The 16,421-nt window shown below is 65.1% G+C and carries 12 protein-coding genes and 3 pseudogenes; 5 read left to right on the plus strand and 10 right to left on the minus strand.

The features are described 5' to 3' along the window. Positions 1 to 9: 9 nt before the first annotated feature. Positions 10 to 813 (plus strand): outer membrane protein assembly factor BamD, encoded by an 804-nt coding sequence (locus ACNANG_RS01410; protein ID WP_420227677.1) that lies wholly within the window; start codon positions 10 to 12, stop codon positions 811 to 813. Positions 814 to 894: 81 nt separating this feature from the next. Here the strand turns inward: ACNANG_RS01410 and ACNANG_RS01415 are convergent. The 3 genes and pseudogenes from ACNANG_RS01415 to ACNANG_RS01425 all read right to left on the minus strand — a co-directional run bounded on the left by ACNANG_RS01415 (position 895) and on the right by ACNANG_RS01425 (position 4,017). Then, positions 895 to 3,032: pseudogene (locus ACNANG_RS01415) on the minus strand (ATP-dependent DNA helicase). Further along, a complete protein-coding gene (locus ACNANG_RS01420; protein WP_420225686.1) occupies positions 3,029 to 3,232 on the minus strand; it encodes a YdcH family protein in 204 nt (67 codons plus the stop codon). The pseudogene ACNANG_RS01415 and the gene ACNANG_RS01420 overlap by 4 nt, the downstream one beginning before the upstream one ends. Continuing rightward, the gene (locus ACNANG_RS01425; protein ID WP_420225687.1) at positions 3,232 to 4,017 is read right to left on the minus strand and encodes a hypothetical protein; all 786 of its coding nucleotides are present in this window, start codon (positions 4,015 to 4,017) and stop codon (positions 3,232 to 3,234) included. Before ACNANG_RS01425 ends, ACNANG_RS01420 begins: the two co-directional genes overlap by 1 nt. 235 nt (positions 4,018 to 4,252) lie before the next feature. Between ACNANG_RS01425 and ACNANG_RS01430 the strand changes: the two genes are divergently transcribed. The 4 genes from ACNANG_RS01430 to ACNANG_RS01445 all read left to right on the plus strand — a co-directional run bounded on the left by ACNANG_RS01430 (position 4,253) and on the right by ACNANG_RS01445 (position 8,635). Continuing rightward, complete coding sequence (locus tag ACNANG_RS01430) at positions 4,253 to 6,625, plus strand: Tex family protein (RefSeq protein ID WP_420225688.1); 2,373 nt, start codon at positions 4,253 to 4,255, stop codon at positions 6,623 to 6,625. Positions 6,626 to 6,893: 268 nt separating this feature from the next. Then, positions 6,894 to 7,148, plus strand: coding sequence for a hypothetical protein (locus ACNANG_RS01435; RefSeq protein WP_420225689.1), 255 nt, complete (start codon positions 6,894 to 6,896; stop codon positions 7,146 to 7,148). After that, on the plus strand, positions 7,138 to 7,887 hold the full coding sequence (locus ACNANG_RS01440) for a Bug family tripartite tricarboxylate transporter substrate binding protein (RefSeq protein ID WP_420225690.1): 750 nt from the start codon (positions 7,138 to 7,140) through the stop codon (positions 7,885 to 7,887). The genes ACNANG_RS01435 and ACNANG_RS01440 overlap by 11 nt, the downstream gene beginning before the upstream one ends. Before the next feature lie 7 nt (positions 7,888 to 7,894). Further along, positions 7,895 to 8,635 carry a flavin reductase family protein gene (locus ACNANG_RS01445; protein ID WP_420225691.1) on the plus strand — a complete coding sequence of 247 codons (741 nt, stop codon included), beginning with the start codon at positions 7,895 to 7,897 and terminating at the stop codon, positions 8,633 to 8,635. 30 nt (positions 8,636 to 8,665) lie between these two features. On the opposite strand, the gene ACNANG_RS01450 is transcribed toward ACNANG_RS01445, so the two are convergent. From ACNANG_RS01450 to ACNANG_RS01480, 7 genes and pseudogenes are all read right to left on the minus strand, one after another. Beyond that, positions 8,666 to 9,391 (minus strand): DUF3053 family protein, encoded by a 726-nt coding sequence (locus tag ACNANG_RS01450; RefSeq protein ID WP_420225692.1) that lies wholly within the window; start codon positions 9,389 to 9,391, stop codon positions 8,666 to 8,668. A 125-nt stretch (positions 9,392 to 9,516) separates the two neighbouring features. Then, positions 9,517 to 10,607 (minus strand): annotated as a pseudogene (zapE, locus tag ACNANG_RS01455) (cell division protein ZapE). Positions 10,608 to 11,061: 454 nt separating this feature from the next. Next, positions 11,062 to 12,081 carry a Rieske 2Fe-2S domain-containing protein gene (locus ACNANG_RS01460; RefSeq protein WP_420225693.1) on the minus strand — a complete coding sequence of 340 codons (1,020 nt, stop codon included), beginning with the start codon at positions 12,079 to 12,081 and terminating at the stop codon, positions 11,062 to 11,064. Positions 12,082 to 12,534: 453 nt separating this feature from the next. Beyond that, on the minus strand, positions 12,535 to 12,804 hold the full coding sequence (locus ACNANG_RS01465; RefSeq protein WP_420225694.1) for a copper-binding protein: 270 nt from the start codon (positions 12,802 to 12,804) through the stop codon (positions 12,535 to 12,537). 225 nt (positions 12,805 to 13,029) lie between these two features. Beyond that, a pseudogene (locus ACNANG_RS01470) lies at positions 13,030 to 13,236 on the minus strand (plastocyanin/azurin family copper-binding protein); the annotation flags it as partial. 77 nt (positions 13,237 to 13,313) lie between these two features. Then, positions 13,314 to 14,759, minus strand: a complete 1,446-nt coding sequence (locus tag ACNANG_RS01475; protein WP_420225695.1) for a multicopper oxidase family protein — start codon at positions 14,757 to 14,759, stop codon at positions 13,314 to 13,316. 71 nt (positions 14,760 to 14,830) lie between these two features. After that, positions 14,831 to 16,294 (minus strand): TolC family protein, encoded by a 1,464-nt coding sequence (locus ACNANG_RS01480; RefSeq protein ID WP_420225696.1) that lies wholly within the window; start codon positions 16,292 to 16,294, stop codon positions 14,831 to 14,833. Between the last annotated feature and the right edge of the window lie 127 nt (positions 16,295 to 16,421).

Consider the following 16,421-nt stretch of genomic DNA (forward strand, 5'->3'; position numbering starts at 1 on the left):
TGGAAGCAGCTGGCCTCGCGTCTGGGGAGCATGCTGGCGTGCGTCCTGATGATCATGACGATCGCCGGGTGTTCCGGTCTGGGCAAGGAAATCGACCCGACCGTCGGCTGGACGGCGGAAAGATTGTACAAGGAGGCCAAGGAAGAGATCAGCGTCGGGAACTGGACGCAGGCCAGCAAGCTGCTCGAAAAGCTCGAGTCGCGCTACCCCTTTGGCGTGTACGCGCAGCAGGCCCAGGTCGACATCGCGTATGTGTACTGGAAAGACGGCAACAATGCGCAGGCCCTGGCCGCCATCGACCGCTTCCAGCGCCTGCACCCGAACCACCCCAGCCTGGACTACATGCTCTATCTGAAGGGCCTGATCAATTTCTATCAGGAAAGCGCCCTGCTTTCGAGCCTGACCAAACAGGACCCAAGCGAGCGTGACCCGAAAGGCGCGCGTGAATCGTTCGACGCGTTCAAGGACCTGCTGACACGGTTCCCGAACAGCAGCTACGCGCCCGACGCGCAACTGCGCCTGAACTACCTGATCAACTCGATCGCCCTGAACGAAGTGCACGTTGCGCGCCTGTACTACCAGCGCGGCGCCTACGTGGCAGCCGTCAACCGCGCGCAAACGGCGGTACGCGACTTCCAGGGCGCGCCGGCGGTCGAAGAAGCGCTGTATATCATGGTGCTGTCGTATGAAAAGCTGGGCATGACCGATCTTCGTGCCGATACGGCCCGGGTGTTGGCGGCCAACTACCCCGACAGCCAGTTCGTCCGCAACGGCTTCGTGGAAAATCGCGGCCCGTGGTGGAAGATCTGGTAAGACCGGAAGTCTGGAGCCCTGCAACGGGCTCCACCCAAGGCGCCAGAAACAACCGCATCCCAGGGGATGCGGTTTTTTTCGTCAGCCTACCGTCGCGGCATTCGCAGGCGCATTGGCCCCGTCGGCGTCATCCTTCGTGCTGTCCGCCGCACCGTCTTTTGCCAACGCGCGTTCGTCAAAGAACGCGACGACGTCGTCCAGGCTTCGTGTGCGGGTAAACGGCGGCAGCCCCCGCCACAGCCGCTTGCCATACGGCTTTTCGACCAGGCGGCGATCGCCCACCATCAACACCCCCAGTCGGATTCCGTACGGATCAGCCGCCCCGCCCCCTGTTTGAGCGCAATCGCCGCTTCGGGCAACTGGTACTCGAAGAAGGCGTTGCCGCCGCGTTCCTTGCAGGCTTTGATGCGGGCATCGAGCACCGGATCATCGGGCGGCGCAAAGGGGAGTTTGTCGATGGCGACTAGGGTCAGCGCATCGCCCGGCACGTCGATGCCTTCCCAGAAGCTGGCGCTGCCTACGAGCACCGCATGCTTGCTGACGCGGAAGCGGTCCAGCAATTCACGCCGCGACCGGTCGCCCTGCTTGAACAGAGGCCAGTCCCAGCCGCGGGCGCGGAATTCCTTGTCCAGCATCTCGGCGACCTTGTCCACCGCGCGCAGCGTCGTGCACAGCACGAGCGCCGAGCCCTTGCTGGCGGCCAGGACGGGGATCAGTGCTTCGACAAAGCCCTCGGTATATCTGGGATCCTGGGGCGCCGGGATGCCGTGCGGCACGAACAGCCGGCCGTGGTTCGCGTAGTCGAACGGGGATTCCCACAGGCCAGTGGTGACGTTGCGCAGGCCCAGCTGGCGGATGAAATGCGAAAAATCGCCATGTACCGACAGCGTCGCCGACGTCAGGATCCAGGTCTGGCCACCGGGGCGATACTGCGAAAAGGCCTCCGCTACCGACAGCGGCGCGGTGTGCAGACGAATATGGTTGTTGTTGGTTTCGATCCACCGGACCCAGCCGTCGCCCTTGCGCGCCTCGGCGGCCTTGGCCGCTTCGTCGGCGGCCGGTTCTTCCCATGCCGATGCCGGACCGTCGGACAGCCTGACCTGCCGGTCGTCCACCGGCGCGGCAGGTGCCTGCCCTTCGCGCCACCGGCCCAGCAGCGAAATCAGTTCGGGCCCGCGCTTGCCAGCCATGTCCAGATCGGGATGGCGCACCCCCACCGCCATCAGACATTGGCCGAGCTGGTGCACGGCATCGATCACTTCCTTGAGCGCGGCGTTGAACGCATCGATCGACGGCAGCGCGTCGAACGTGCTGCGCTGCCCGGGCATCTTTTCGATGGCCGCGCACGACAGGCGCAGCTCGCGCGTGGCCTGTTCGACGGCGGACGCCATCATGGGCCAGTCGGCGCTTTCGCGCGCGTGCGACAGGCCGGCCACCGTGGCGTCCCGGGCAAAGTCCAGCAACTGATGCGATGACACCGACTCGCCCAGGAACCGCGTGGCCGCGGCCGGCAATTGGTGCGCTTCGTCGAACACCACGGTGTCGGCGGCGGGCAGCAGGTCGGTAATGCCTTCGTCTTTCAGCGCCAGGTCAGCCAGGAACAAGGCATGGTTGACCACCACGATGTCTGCTTCGGCCGCGGTCTTGCGGGCCTGCATGACGAAGCAGTCGCGATAGGACGGGCACTCGGATCCCAGGCAGTTGTCGCGGGTGGACGTGACCTTGTTCCAGATCTCGGCGTTTTCGGGCACGTCGGCCAGTTCGGCCTTGTCGCCTGACCGCGTCTGCTTGGCGAAGACTTCGATCTTGCGCAACTGCGCGACTTCGAAGCGCGAGGCCAGCCGGCCGTCGTGCACCGTGCGTTCCAGATGGTAATGGCACAGATAATTGGATCGGCCCTTGAGCAGGGCCGCGGTCACTGGCAAGGCCAGCGCCGTGCGCACCGCCGGGAGGTCACGGGCGAACAGCTGATCCTGCAATGTCTTGGTGCCGGTCGAGATCAGCACCTTGCCGCCATGCACGAGCACCGGCACGAGGTAGGCAAAGGTCTTGCCCGTGCCGGTGCCAGCTTCGGCGATCAGGGTCCCCTGGTCGGCGATGGTCTGGGCAATGGTGTTGGCCAGCTCGGTCTGTTGCGTGCGGGGCCGGTAGCCCTTCAGCTTCTTGGCGAGCGGACCGTCGGCAGCGAACAGGGCGCTGACGTCATGGGTGTCAGTCAAGCTGGAATATCCGGTACGAGTTGCATCTGCAGGGCCACGATGTGGTCCTTGATGTGCAGCTTGCGTTTCTTCAGGCGGCGCAACAGGATCTCGTCGATCGACAGGTCGGCCGCCAGCCGTTCGATGGCGGCGTCGAGGTCACGATGTTCCGTCTGCAGCTCGATAATGCGGCTGGCGACGGCTTGAGCGTCGAGATTCATTACTTGCCCTGGGTGGGAGGGGTTGCCGGAGTCGCGGCAGGTGTATTGAATTTTGCCGCATCGGCTTCGCGGGCGGCACGGCGGCGCTCGCGTTTGTCCTCGTTCTCTTTGCGTTCCTCGGCGCGTTTTTCGGCATAGGCCTTGGCCTCGGCCTGTTTCTTTTCAAACGCGGCGCGATTGTCGGCCTGTTCGGCCGGGCTGATCGACGCGCCGCCTGGCGCGGCGCGGGACGCCGGGCCGGTGGAGGCGGCGGCCGGCGCGCGGGCAGGCCCGCTGGCCGCCGGTGCGTTAAACGGGGATGCCGATGCCGCGGGGGACCTGCCGCCTGCGGAAGGCGCCATCGCGCCTGCCGGCGGCGCGGCGCCCGCGTCCGCGCCAGGCCGCCGCTGGGACGCCGCCGCCGGACCCACGTTCCCTGGAGCCGGCCGCTGGGCGGCTTCCGCCTGCCGCGCCGCCGCCGCCTCGGCATCGCGGGCATCGCGGCGGGCGTTTTCCGCCGCCAGCGATTCGCGGTGCACACGCGCCTTTTCCTGGCGCACGAACAGCTCGGCCTGCTGCCGCGTCACGTCGGCACGCTCGGTAATCGTGTTGCGCTCCTCGCGCGCCTTGTCGGCGCAGCGGGTGGCAAAGAAGGTGTGCATGCAGTCGCGCACCCGCGCCGTGTAGGCATCGACGGCGGCAGCGCGTTCGGCCTTCGCGGCGTCGGCAATGGCCTGGGCGGCTTCGGCCGACGCATAGGTAGGAGCCGGCGCTGCCACCTTGGCTTCGACCGGCGGCGGGGCCATGACGGAGTCCACCGCGGCGCAGCCCGGCAGCCCTATGAATACGACCGTGGCCAGCAGCGCAGCGGCCCAGCCGCCTTGCCGGCCCGGACGCGGGCGTGCCAGGCCTGCGGGAAAGGACGCATGGGCCTGGACGGAAATGTCACATGGCGCAAAGGCAGAGCGGGGGAGATTCGGGGCATAGGGATAGGTTGTGGCAAAATCCGCGGCTTCATTGTTGCAAGGTAGGACAGACTCGATGTCGATGGTCACCGACCGGGGCGGCGTGCTCGATGCGCAAGCCCAATCCCGCATTATCGCCCAGCTGACGGAAGAACTTGGCGCGCGCGCCACACAAATCAGCGCGGCGATCGAACTGATGGACAGCGGCGCGACCGTTCCTTTCATCGCGCGGTACCGCAAAGAGGTCACCGGCGGCCTGGACGATACCGTCCTGCGCAACCTGGAGATCCGGCTGGAATACCTGCGCGACATGGAAACCCGCCGCGCGGCCATCCTGTCGTCCATTGATTCCCAGGGCAAGCTGACCCCCGAACTGCAGCAGGCGATTTCGACCGCCGACACCAAGCAACGCCTGGAAGACCTGTACGCGCCCTACAAGCCCAAACGCCGCACCCGGGCCCAGATCGCCCGTGAAGCCGGCCTGGAGCCGCTAGCGGACGCCCTGCTGGCCGATGCGTCGGCCGACCCGGCCACCCTGGCGGTCGGCTATGTCACCGCCGAGGTTGCAGACGTCAAGGCTGCGCTGGACGGCGCGCGCGACATCCTGACCGAACGGTTCGCCGAAGACGCCGACCTGCTCGAGAACCTGCGGACCTTCTTGTGGAACACCGGCCTGGTCTACTCCAAGGTCGCCGATGGCAAGGAAACCGAAGGCGCCAACTTCCGCGACTGGTTCGACTTCAACGAACCGCTGCGCACCCTGCCCTCGCACCGCGTGCTTGCCCTGATGCGCGGCCGCCAGCAAGGCGTGCTTGAACTGCGCCTGGGTCTGGACCCGGAATTGGATACGCAAGTTCCCCACCCTTGCGTGGCCCGCATCGCCGCCCTGCTCAAGCTGAAGGGCCTCTTCGGGCTGGATGCCAGCCCGCGCGACAAGTGGCTGGGCGAAGTGTGCCGCTGGACGTGGCGCGTCAAGCTGTTGCCGGGCTTCGAGACGGAATTGTTTTCGCGCCTGCGCGACGAAGCCGAAGCCGAGGCGATCCGCGTGTTCGCCATGAACCTGAAAGATCTGCTGCTGGCCGCGCCCGCCGGCCCGAAGTCGGTGCTGGGCCTGGATCCCGGCATCCGCACGGGCGTCAAGGTGGCGGCGATCGACCGGACCGGCAAGCTGCTGGACACGTCGACCGTCTACCCGCATGAACCCCGCCGCGACTGGGAGGGCTCGCTGGAAACACTGGCGCGCATCGTGCGCAAGCACCAGATCGAACTGATCGCCATCGGCAACGGCACGGCATCGCGCGAGACCGAAAAGCTGGCGGCCGACCTCATGAAGCGGTATCCGGAATTCAAGCTGACCAAGATCGTGGTGTCGGAAGCCGGCGCGTCGGTGTATTCCGCATCGGAACTGGCCGCCAATGAATTCCCTGACCTGGACGTAAGCCTGCGCGGCGCGGTGTCGATCGCCCGCCGCCTGCAGGACCCGCTGGCCGAACTGGTCAAGATCGACCCGAAATCCATCGGCGTCGGCCAGTACCAGCACGACCTGAATCAGCGCGAACTGGCCAAGATGCTGGACAGCATCGTCGAAGACTGCGTGAACGCGGTCGGCGTGGACGTGAACACGGCGTCGGCGCCCTTGCTGGCACGGGTGTCCGGCCTGAACGCCACGCTCGCCAAGAACATCGTCACCTGGCGCGATGTGAACGGCGCATTCCGCTCCCGCGCCAAGCTCAAGGACGTGCCCCGCTTTGGCGACAAGGCGTTCGAGCAGGCCGCGGGCTTTTTGCGCGTGGCCAATGGCGATAACCCGCTCGATTGTTCGTCAGTGCACCCGGAAGCCTATCCCGTGGTGGAACGCATTCTGGCGCGCATCCAGGCCGACATCCAGTCGGTCATCGGCAACAAGGACGCGCTCAAGGGCGTGTCCCCCACGCAGTTCACCGATGATCGCTTCGGCCTGCCAACCGTCAAGGATATCTTCAGCGAACTGGAAAAGCCCGGCCGCGATCCCCGCCCCGAGTTCAAGACCGCCACCTTCATGGACGGCGTGGAAACCCTGAAGGATCTAACCGTGGGCATGGTGCTGGAAGGGGTCGTGACCAACGTGGCGAACTTTGGCGCGTTCGTGGATATCGGTGTCCACCAGGACGGGCTGGTGCACATTTCGGCCCTGGCCGAAAAGTTCGTCAAGGACCCGCGCGACGTGGTTCGCGTCGGCCAGACGGTGACCGTCAAGGTTCAGGAAGTCGACCTGCAGCGTCAGCGCGTGGCGCTGACCATGCGGCTGAACGACGATGCGCCGGTCGCCCGGCGCAGTGGCGACGACGCGGGCGCAAGCCGCTCGGGCGGTGGTGGCGGCCGCGGACGCGATCGCAACGCGGGTGGCGGATCATCGCCTGCGCCCGCCGGCGGCGCAATGGCGGCCGCATTCGCCAAGCTGAAGCGGTAAACGGAACCGGCAGCCACGGGCTGCGCCAGGCAGCGGGCAGCAACTGGCGCGCCGGCAGTCGGCAAATCAGTCGGGAATGAGAAATCAGCAGCCCGCCAAGGCGGCACTTCGGTGCCGCCATTTTTTTGCCTGCCATGTGCCGTTTCGCATATCGGAATTGCTCCGCGGCGCATTCACGCGGTGGGATGGCGGCCTGTATTCTGAGTCGACGCCGCCTTGCCCGCACCAGGCAAGGACGAGCGTGACCACGACAATAACGGAGACACGCATGGCCCCCCTTCCCGCATCCCGGCGCCTGCTCGCCCTTGCCTTTGCCACGATCTGCGCGGCGCCCGTTGCACCAGCCATGGCGCAAGGCGCGGCGGATGGCTACCCGAACCATCCGATCACGCTGGTCAATCCCTACGCAGCGGGCGGCCCGGCCGACATCCTGGCGCGCGCACTGGCGCGGCAGCTCGAGACCCGCCTGAAGCAGACCGTCGTGGTCGAAAACAAGCCGGGCGGGGGCCACGGTGGGCGGTAGCGTCGTGGCGCGCGCCAAGCCCGATGGCTACACGCTGCTGTTGGGTACGTCCGCCACCCACGTGGTGACACCGCTGATGGAAAAAATCGCGTACGACGGCATTGCCGACTTCACCTTCGTCAGCGTAGTCGCGAACCAGCCCATCATCATGGTCGCCAGCCCGGCACTGCCCGCAAACACCCTGAAAGAAGTCATCGCCGCGGCCAAGGCCTCGCCAGGCAAGCTGAACTTCGGATCGGCCGGCGCGGGCGGCGCGACCCACCTTGCCGGCGAACTGCTCAAGCAGCGCGCGGGTATCAACATGACCCATATCCCCTACCCCGGCGCCGTCCCGGCATTGAAGGACGTGATCGGCGGGCAGGTGCAACTGGCCATGCTGAATCTGTCGGCGACCCAGGCCTTCCTCAAGGAAGGCCGGATCAAGGCGATTGCCTACGCCGCCGCGCAGCGTTCCCCGCTGTTTCCGGACGTGCCGACCTTTGCCGAAGCTGGCGTGACGGGGGCCGAATCGTCCACCTGGTACACCCTGGCCGCGCCAAAAGGCACGCCGCCCGCGATCATCGACACCCTGAACAAAGCGGTGGCGGCAGTGAACGCGGACCCTGAATACCAAAAATTCATGGCGACGCAGGGAGTTGAACTGATGACCAAGACGCCTGCCGAGACGCTGACCTTTGTGCAGCATGATCTGGACACCATGAAGCCACTGCTGAAATCCCTGAATCTGACGGCACCGTGAACCCCGCATGACTGCACACAACGACGATCGCTCGAAACCCGACGCACTCGGGGGCGCAGCAGGTGGCGCGGACCCATCGCGGACCGGCTCGCCGGCGGATGATTTCATCTTGGTCGACGGCGAAGGCCTCGACACCGCCCAGGCCTACCGGCTGCTGATCGGGTGCACCGCGCCGCGGCCGATCGCCTGGATCACCTCGCTCGGGCCCGACGGCCGCGTCAATGCGGCCCCGTTCAGCTCGTACAACTACGTCGCGACCAGCCCGCCCATGCTGGCGATCAACATCGCCGCGCGCGAAGGCGAGATCAAGGACACCGCCCGCAACATTCGCGAGACCGGCGAATTCGTGGTGAACGTGGCCACCGAAAGCACGATGGAGACGATGCATGCCAGCGCGGCAAACTACCCGCCCGAGGTCAGCGAATGCGAAGCCTTGGGGATTGCCTTGCTTCCCAGTCGCCGCATCAAGGTGCCGCGCATCGCCATGACGCCGGTGCAAATGGAATGCAAGCTGGATCAGGTCATCGTGCTGGGTCGAGGCGTGAACACGCTGTTCATCGGCGAAGTGGTGGCCTTTCATCTTTCGCCCGACATCTACGACGGCAGCCGGGTCGACAGTGTGAAGATGCGGCCGATCGCGCGCCTGGGCGGGCCGTACTATGCGGGCCTTGGAGAAATCTTCCATCGGCCGATGTTGCAGCGGCCGCCGGGCGGCGAAGGATGGGTGGGAGACGAGCCCGCGTCGTAGCAGCCAGGCCGGCTGCGGCGCCCCCGGGCGTCACTCGCCGTGCACCACTTCCTGCATGGCGCGCTGGGCAGCGTTGACCTGCTCGCTGTCGGCAGTCAATTGCTCGAGCAAGGCGCCCAATTCCTTCTTGGTCGCCGGATCCGCCACTCGCAACGTCGTGCCGTCCACGTCGATCAGATTGCGGTGCGTCTGCACGTAATCCGACACCTTCAGGGAACTGCCGAACATCTTGTCGATGGCGGGAAACACGGCACGGTAGGCCTCGGCCGGGACCGTCACAAGCTTGGCGTACGCCGCGTCGAACACCGGTTTCACATCCTCGGGATGCTTCAGCTTTTCATGCACCGCGTCGGCCTTGCGTTGCTCGGCGTCCAGGGCGGCGCTCAATTTGGCCATCTGCGCCTTGGCATCGGCAATCTGCTTGCGTTGCTCAACGATCTCGCCCACAGTACGCAGCGCCGAAATCTTGGCAAGCTCGTTGTTCGGCCGGGTCACGTTGGCGTTCATCCCGGCATGGAACTGCGTGATGATCGCGTAATCATTGGCGTAAGGCCCGAACCTGGCCTTCTCTTCGGGCGTCAGTTCAGGCACACGGGTGCCGGTCACGTCCAGTACGCGCGTTTGCAGGAAGGCGATAAAGGCCTGCCGCTGCGAGGGCTCCTTGCCGCCACACGCGGCCACCACCAGCAATACGATTGCCGAGGCCAATGCCGCTCGCACCCATACCTGGAACAATGCCGTGTCTTCCTTTATCAAAATTCACTTCAGGGGCCACAGACTACTTGCTATCCATGATTCAAGGATTGGGAAGTCTGTGCCATCCGGCAAATTCAGTAAGCACCCGTGGCAGACCGGGGGACAAAGTCAGACGCCTGCAACCGCTATAGCGCGACCGTAGCGCGGCGTTCGGATTCCAGGTATTCCCGCGACTGCATTTCCAGCAGGCGAGACACCGTACGGTGGAATTCATTGGCCAGGGCGCCTTCGGTGTACAGCGCTTCAGGCTCGCAGGCGGCTGAGATGATCAGCTTGACCTTGTGGTCGTACAGCACGTCGATCAGCCAGGTGAACCGGCGTGCTTCCGACGACTGGCGCGGCCCCATTTGCGGCACGCCCGACAGGATAACGGTGTGGAACTGGCTGGCCAATTCCAGGTAATCGTTCTGCGACCTGGGTCCGCCGCACAACGTGGCGAAGTCGAACCACACGACACCCCCGCGCGCATCTTGGCGTGCACCTCGCGGTGTTCGATCCGCAGCACCGGCGTGTCCAGCGACGTTTCGGCAATGTCGGAAAACGCCTTCCGCAAGGCGGCGTCCGCGGCAGCGTCCAGCGGCGTGTGATACAGACTGACCTGTTCAAGAATGCGGCGACGGTAGTCAGTACCCGAATCGACATTCAAGACGTCCATCTTTTCCTGGATCAATTTGATCGCCGGAAAAATGCGGTCGCGGTGCAGGCCGTCGGGATACAGGGTGCTGGGCTCGTAGTTCGACGTCATGACGAACGACGTGCCATTGGCAAACAGCCCCACCAGGAGCCGATACAGGATCATGGCGTCCGCCACGTCCGACACGTGGAACTCGTCGAAACAGATCAGGCGATAGCGACGCGAAATCCGCTTGGCCACTTCATCCAGAGGATCGGACATGCCCTTCACGTCGTCGAGCTGCCGATGCACGCTGCGCATGAATTCGTGGAAGTGCACGCGCGTTTTACGTTTGACGGGCACCGTGGCATAGAACGCGTCCATCAGGAAGCTCTTGCCGCGACCCACGCCGCCCCACATATAGACACCACGCGGAACACCAGGGCGTTTCAGCAGCCGTTTCAGGGCGGTCGACCGCAGCGCCTTGAAACTGACCCAATCATCGTAATACCGCTGCAAACGCTCAATGGCTTTGCGCTGGGCCGGGTCTTCGGCAAAACCGCGCTCGGCAAGCGCGTGCTCATAATATTCGCGGACATTCATGCTGTGATTGTACCCGGCCAGGCGCTGCGCGCCTCCCCCAGGGGCGGTAGGTGTAGCCCCCTTGGCGCTTTGCGCCTCCCCCAGGGGCAACACCAGCGGACCGGAGACTAGGCCCCCCTTGGCGCTTTGCGCATCCCCCAAGGGGCAACACCAGCGGACCGGAGACTAGGCCCCCCCTTGGCGCTTTGCGCCTCCCCAAGGGGCAACACCAGCGGACCGGCGAAGCCGGATCCGCGGTGTCCTGGATCTGGCGGCTCTGAAGTGTCAGCACCGCAAGGCACCATCCGCCGGTCGGTTGCCACAGCCCATGTGGGGCACAGCGGATCCGGCTTTGCCGGTCCGCCAGTGCCGCCCCTGGGGGTGGCGCGAAGCGCCAAGGGGGGCCTTATCCCGCCGGTCCGCCAGTGCCGCCCCGGGGGTGGCGCGCAGCGCCAAGGGGGGCTCCCTACAGGGCTTATTTCCTATAGACCTCTTCTTCGCCGTGGGCGTGCAGCAGGCCCAGCAGCATTTTGCGCATCAGCAGGCCGGGCTTGTCGGACTCCATGTGCTGTTCGACGCGGCGGCTGGTGTCGACGCAGGCGTCGTAGTCGGTGGCTTCCAGGATGTCGCGGTCTTCGTCGACGATGGCTTGATCCCAGGCGATCAGTTCCTGCGTGGAGCAATCCTCTTCGGAGTCATTCCGGTACAGCCACTGCACCAGCACCATCGTGCCGTCATCGATCGGCGTGGCGCAGTTGTAGATGATGTGATGGCGGCCGGTCTGGGCGTAGATGCAGCCAAAGCGCCGCACCGACGGCATGTGCCATCGGTTGTACAGGTGGCGCTCCGTAAAAGGCTCGCTGCTGCCCGTCACACGAAAGCCGTTTTCCGGATTGCGGATCGGCACGATGGTGTGCGCTTCAAAGCCCCACTCCGATTCCTTGATCTCGAATACCTGCGGCTTGGGCTGCTCGTAGATGCCGAAGTTGGCGCGATGCACGTAGCTGAAGTGCGCCGCGTCAAAAGAATTTTCCATGAAGCGCAGCGGACTGGATTTCCAGGTCTCGTAGAACTGGAAGATGCGGCGATAGGCCGGGTCCGCATCTTCCGGAAAGTCGGGAATGGGCTGCAGCGGATCGTCCAGCGCAACCCACACGTAGCCGTATTTTCCTTGGCAGCGGAAAGACTTCACCTGGCAGCTTTTGGGGATCGGCCGATCGGCGACTTGCGGGATGCGCACACAGGCGCCGGCTTCGTTGAAGGTCCAGCCGTGATAGCCGCACACGATCCTGCCTTCTTCGACAAATCCCTTGGACAGCTTGGCGGTGCGATGGCAGCAGCGGTCTTCCAGCGCGACGGGATCGCCTTCAGCGTTCTTCCACAAGACGAGGGGCTGGCCCAGCAGGGTGAACGGCTTCGGACCGTCATCCAGATCGGTCAGCGGGACCAGGGCATACCAGAAACGGCGCAATACGGGTTGTTGGGTAACGAGCATGGGATTCCATCCAAATGAAAGCTGGGCGCTGAACGCTGATCAACGCTACGCGGCACCGGCATGTCGGCCCGCGAGCGCTCCCCGCTGGCGGATGGATGGATAGCGGGAAGGTGGATGCGGCAGGAATCGGGGACGCGGTCTGCTGACCGGGAGACATCACGAAGCCCTGTTGCACACGATCGCTATCGCACACAACCGCCATGGCGGCGCACGGCGCGCGTTGGGGGTCCAACCTGTGCCGTGAGAGCAATGTCCCGGACAAGCCGTAGGCGGGGCGGTGCCCGTGGTGGCTCGTGCTAACTGCTTCTACTCTGGTGAAACGCTAAGCAAACCCTATGCCACGCGCGCTGGCCGTAGGGGACGACCGTTGTCATACCAGTGGCCACCCATTCGTTCAGTAAACGCCGCACCGGATCGGGGCCGGGAGAGCACCAAAGCCGTGCGGCGCGCCGGTCAGTTCGCCGCTTGAAGTTGCGTCAGTACGACCTGGCCGTTGTCGTTCGCGGCCATGAACCGCACCTTGTCGCCGACCTTAAGGCTGTCGAGCGCAACGCCCTCCTGGACACGAAACACCATCGTCATGCCGGGCATGTCGAGGTTGCGGATCTCGCCGTGGCGCAGCGTGAGCTTGCGCGCGTCGGCGTCAATGCGGCGGACTTCGCCTTCGACCCAGCTGGGCGCTTCGGCCGGAACATGGTTCATCGCCAGTTGTTCGGGCGTCATGCGCGGTTGCTGCGCAAAGGTGGATGCGGCGGCGGTGGCAAGCACGGCCCCAAGCACGCACTGCACGAGACGTCGTTGTTGGAACATGGTGGTCTTCATCCTTCAAAAGCCAAAAATAGTGGGTAGTTCGGAAACACGTCAGTACACGCCGCGTACGCATGCGGCACAGCGCGCTTGTTATTGGTGAGCAAAACCTGTCATTGGTGGGGCAAAGCCATATCGCGCTCAATGTCGATGCGAGGGCTTGCCTTCCTGCGCGGCGGCCGGGGAGATACGCGTGCCTTTCGCAGCGGCATTGCCCGCTACCGCTACCTGCCCTGCCATCCCGGCATCGAAATGCCCAGGTTGAAGGCACGCGAAGTCTACCGTTCCTGCCTCGGTAAATTTCCACACAATCTCACCGATTTGCCCTGGCGCAACACTCACCATCGACAGGAGTAAAGATCGACATCGCCAAAGCCAATCTGGCGGCGACATGTGAAAAGTGGGACATGGAAGGGTTTCCTTGGTCAGTGGCCATGATGGCCTTGAGGTTTGCGTATCGAGATGTCGATGCTCGCAGCGCCGTCCGCGCCGCCAGAGAGGCCAGTGCTGGCACCCGCAACACCGGCATGGGCGCGCCCAGTCGATGGCGCAGCACCCGGCGGCGTACCGGACCCCGCGCGAGTCGGCTCGGGAACCACACCCGTATATTCGTAAGCCACCGTGCCGGCAGGATGCTTGAACCAGCCCGGATCCCCATAGTCATTGCGCGGCTGATCGCGCCGGACCTTCAGCACGCTGAACATACCGCCCATCTCGAGTGACCCGAACGGCCCCACGCCCGACATCATCGGCAAGGTGTTGTCGGGCAGCGGCATTTCCATTTCCGCCATGTCCGCCATGCCGCGTTCGCCCATCACCATGTAGTCGGGGATCAGGCTTGTGATCTGCCGCGCCACGTCGCGATGGTCGACCCCGATCATCGTGGGCACGTCATGCCCCATTGCGTTCATGGTGTGATGGCTCTTGTGGCAATGCAGCGCCCAGTCGCCCTCCTCGTCGGCGACGAATTCCATTTGCCGCATCTGGCCCACGGCAATGTCGACGCTGACCTCCGGCCAGCGGCCTGCCCGCGGCGTCGGTCCGCCATCGGTTCCCGTCACCACGAATTCATGGCCATGCACATGAATCGGGTGATCCGTCATGGTCAGGTTGCCCACCCGAATCCGCACCTTGTCGTGCTGCCGCACGTTCAATGAATCGATGCCGGGAAACACACGGCTGTTCCAGGTCCACAGATTGAAATCCAGCATGGTCATGATCCTGGGGGTGTAGGAACCGGGATCGATGTCGTAGGCATTGAGCAGAAAGACGAAGTCGCGATCCACGTCGTCGATCAGCGGATGGGTTACCTTGGGATGCGTGATCCACGTCCCCATCATGCCCATCGCCATCTGCACCATTTCGTCCGCATGGGGGTGGTACATGAAGGTGCCGGGCCGGCGGGCGACGAACTCGTACACAAAGGTCTTGCCCGATGGAATGCTGGGCTGCGTCAGCCCCGACACGCCGTCCATGCCGTTGGGCAGCCGTTGACCATGCCAGTGCACGCTGGTGTGTTCGGGCAGACGATTGGTCACGAAGATACGGACACGGTCGCCTTCGACCACCTCGATCGTCGGTCCCGGCGATTGGCCGTTGTAGCCCCACAGGTGCGCTTTCATGCCGGGCGCCATCTCGCGCACCACGGGTTCCGCGACCAGATGGAATTCCTTGACGCCGCCATTCATCCGCCACGGCAGGCTCCACCCATTCAGGGTCACCACCGGACGGTAAGGCCGGCCGGTGTCTGGCACCAACGGCGCGGCGGTCGCGGCGGACGTCTGCGTGACCAGCTCGGGCAGGCCTGCGAGCGCCACCCGGTTCACACCACCCGCCGCGACCGCGCCGCCCGCCAGGCCTGCGGATTTCAAAAAGCTCTGCGGGTGGTCATGACGCCGCCCTCCTGGATAGATTGATGGAAAACGGTGCCGTGCCTGGGTGATCAATGTCCGGCATCGCCGCCTCCTTGTGCCGCCAACATGGCGCCGCCTGCCGAGGAGGCCGGGTTCGCCGCCACCGGCGCCCCCACAATGGCCGCCTGTAGCGCCGCATCGGCCAGCCAATAGTTGCGTTCCGCATCGATCGCGGCGATCACACTGTTGACCTGCGCGCGGGTGTCCGCCAGCAGTTCGAACACGCTGATGAACATGCCGTTGTAGCGAAGCACGTTTTCCTCGGCGATCAATTTGCGCAGCGGCACGACCTCGTCGCGATAGTGGCGCGAGATGTCGTAGGCCGTTCGGTAAGCGCCATACGACTCGCGCAGCTGACTGCCCGCCGCGCGCAGCGTGGCTTCGAGCTGATGCGTCAGCGCCAGCGTTTGCGCACCGATCGCATCACGGCGCAGGCTGCCATCGTCGAACAGCGGCAGCCGCACGCTGACCTCATAGCCGTTGCGGCGGGTCGACCCGCCCTCCCCGCGGTCGAACATCGTGTCGTGCCGCACACCCAGTTCGATGTCGGTCAGGCTAGTGATGCGCGTCAGCCCCTGTGCGCGGGCCGCGGCTTCATACGAGGCCTGAGCCAGCCGCACGTCCAGCCGCGCCGCACTGGCCGTGCGGGCGGCGCGATCGGGCGGTGTTGGCGACGCCGGCAGATCCGGCAGCCGCGCCGGCAGTTGCAGCCTGCCGGCTTGCGCCTCGGTCAGGCCCAGCAATCGTTCCAGCTGCGCGCGCGTGGCCGTGGCCGCCTGCCGGGCCGACGCCCACTGCGTGGCGGCATCCGCATAGAAGGCCTGCTGCCGCGCCCGCTCCAGCCGGCTGAAGTTGCCCGCCGCCTGCATCCGGCGCGCCAGTTCGGCGCTGGCTTGCGCGGCGTCATTGACCTGCCTGGCATAGGCCACCGACTGTTCCGCCGCGACCGCCCGAACCCAGGCCTGGCGCACCTGCGTCACGTGCGCCACCACGTCGCGCGTCAGTCTGAGGTTGACCTGTGCCGTCCGCCGCTGGGCAGTGCCAACGCGCTGCGGCAAGGTGATCAGGTCGAGCAAACCAAAGGCCAGCAGCCGGCCAAACTCCAGCTCGTCTACCGTTCGCATGCGCTCGAAGTCCAAGACCGGGTTGGGCAGCCGGCCGATCTGCGCCCCATTGGCCGCATCTGCCCATGCCTGAGCCAGCATGGCCTGCAGCTGCGGACTGTTCTGCAGGGCCAGCTGGACGGCAGCGTTCTGGCTCAGCGGCTGGTCCAGCAAGGCATCGGCCGCGGACTCGCGATCGCGCTGCTGTTCGGACGTCCGAGCCAGTTGCAGATTGCCTTGTGTGAAGCCGGCGGCGTCTTCATTGGTGGTGGTGACGGCGCGGTCGATGTCGACCGACGCGCATCCCGCCATCGCCGCAGCCAGGGCAAGCACCAGCGCGGTTTGCGGGAACCGGCGTACCGGGTTGGCAAAGCGTGTCTGTGTCGTCATGGCCGGTCACCTGCGACAGCCCGGGGGCGGCTGCTGGTTTGGGTCGAGGCGTCATGCCCCGAGTGGCCGGATGGCGCAGCCGGCTCCCGCTTTTCGGTGTGATCCACGTGGCCAGTGTGGCCCGTGT

It is taken from the genome of Pigmentiphaga litoralis, from assembly GCF_048632615.1.
GTDB classification, from domain to species: domain Bacteria; phylum Pseudomonadota; class Gammaproteobacteria; order Burkholderiales; family Burkholderiaceae_B; genus Pigmentiphaga; species Pigmentiphaga litoralis_B.

What these genes read in the sequence shown, in the direction of transcription:
- ACNANG_RS01445 (WP_420225691.1), top strand. Translation starts at nt 7,895, where the DNA reads ATGACTGCACACAACGACGATCGCTCGAAACCCGACGCACTCGGGGGC.
- ACNANG_RS01480 (WP_420225696.1), bottom strand. Translation starts at nt 16,294, where the DNA reads ATGACGACACAGACACGCTTTGCCAACCCGGTACGCCGGTTCCCGCAA.
- ACNANG_RS01420 (WP_420225686.1), bottom strand. Translation starts at nt 3,232, where the DNA reads ATGAATCTCGACGCTCAAGCCGTCGCCAGCCGCATTATCGAGCTGCAG.
- ACNANG_RS01425 (WP_420225687.1), bottom strand. Translation starts at nt 4,017, where the DNA reads ATGGCCCCGCCGCCGGTCGAAGCCAAGGTGGCAGCGCCGGCTCCTACC.
- ACNANG_RS01460 (WP_420225693.1), bottom strand. Translation starts at nt 12,081, where the DNA reads ATGCTCGTTACCCAACAACCCGTATTGCGCCGTTTCTGGTATGCCCTG.
- ACNANG_RS01435 (WP_420225689.1), top strand. Translation starts at nt 6,894, where the DNA reads ATGGCCCCCCTTCCCGCATCCCGGCGCCTGCTCGCCCTTGCCTTTGCC.
- ACNANG_RS01465 (WP_420225694.1), bottom strand. Translation starts at nt 12,804, where the DNA reads ATGACGCCCGAACAACTGGCGATGAACCATGTTCCGGCCGAAGCGCCC.
- ACNANG_RS01430 (WP_420225688.1), top strand. Translation starts at nt 4,253, where the DNA reads ATGTCGATGGTCACCGACCGGGGCGGCGTGCTCGATGCGCAAGCCCAA.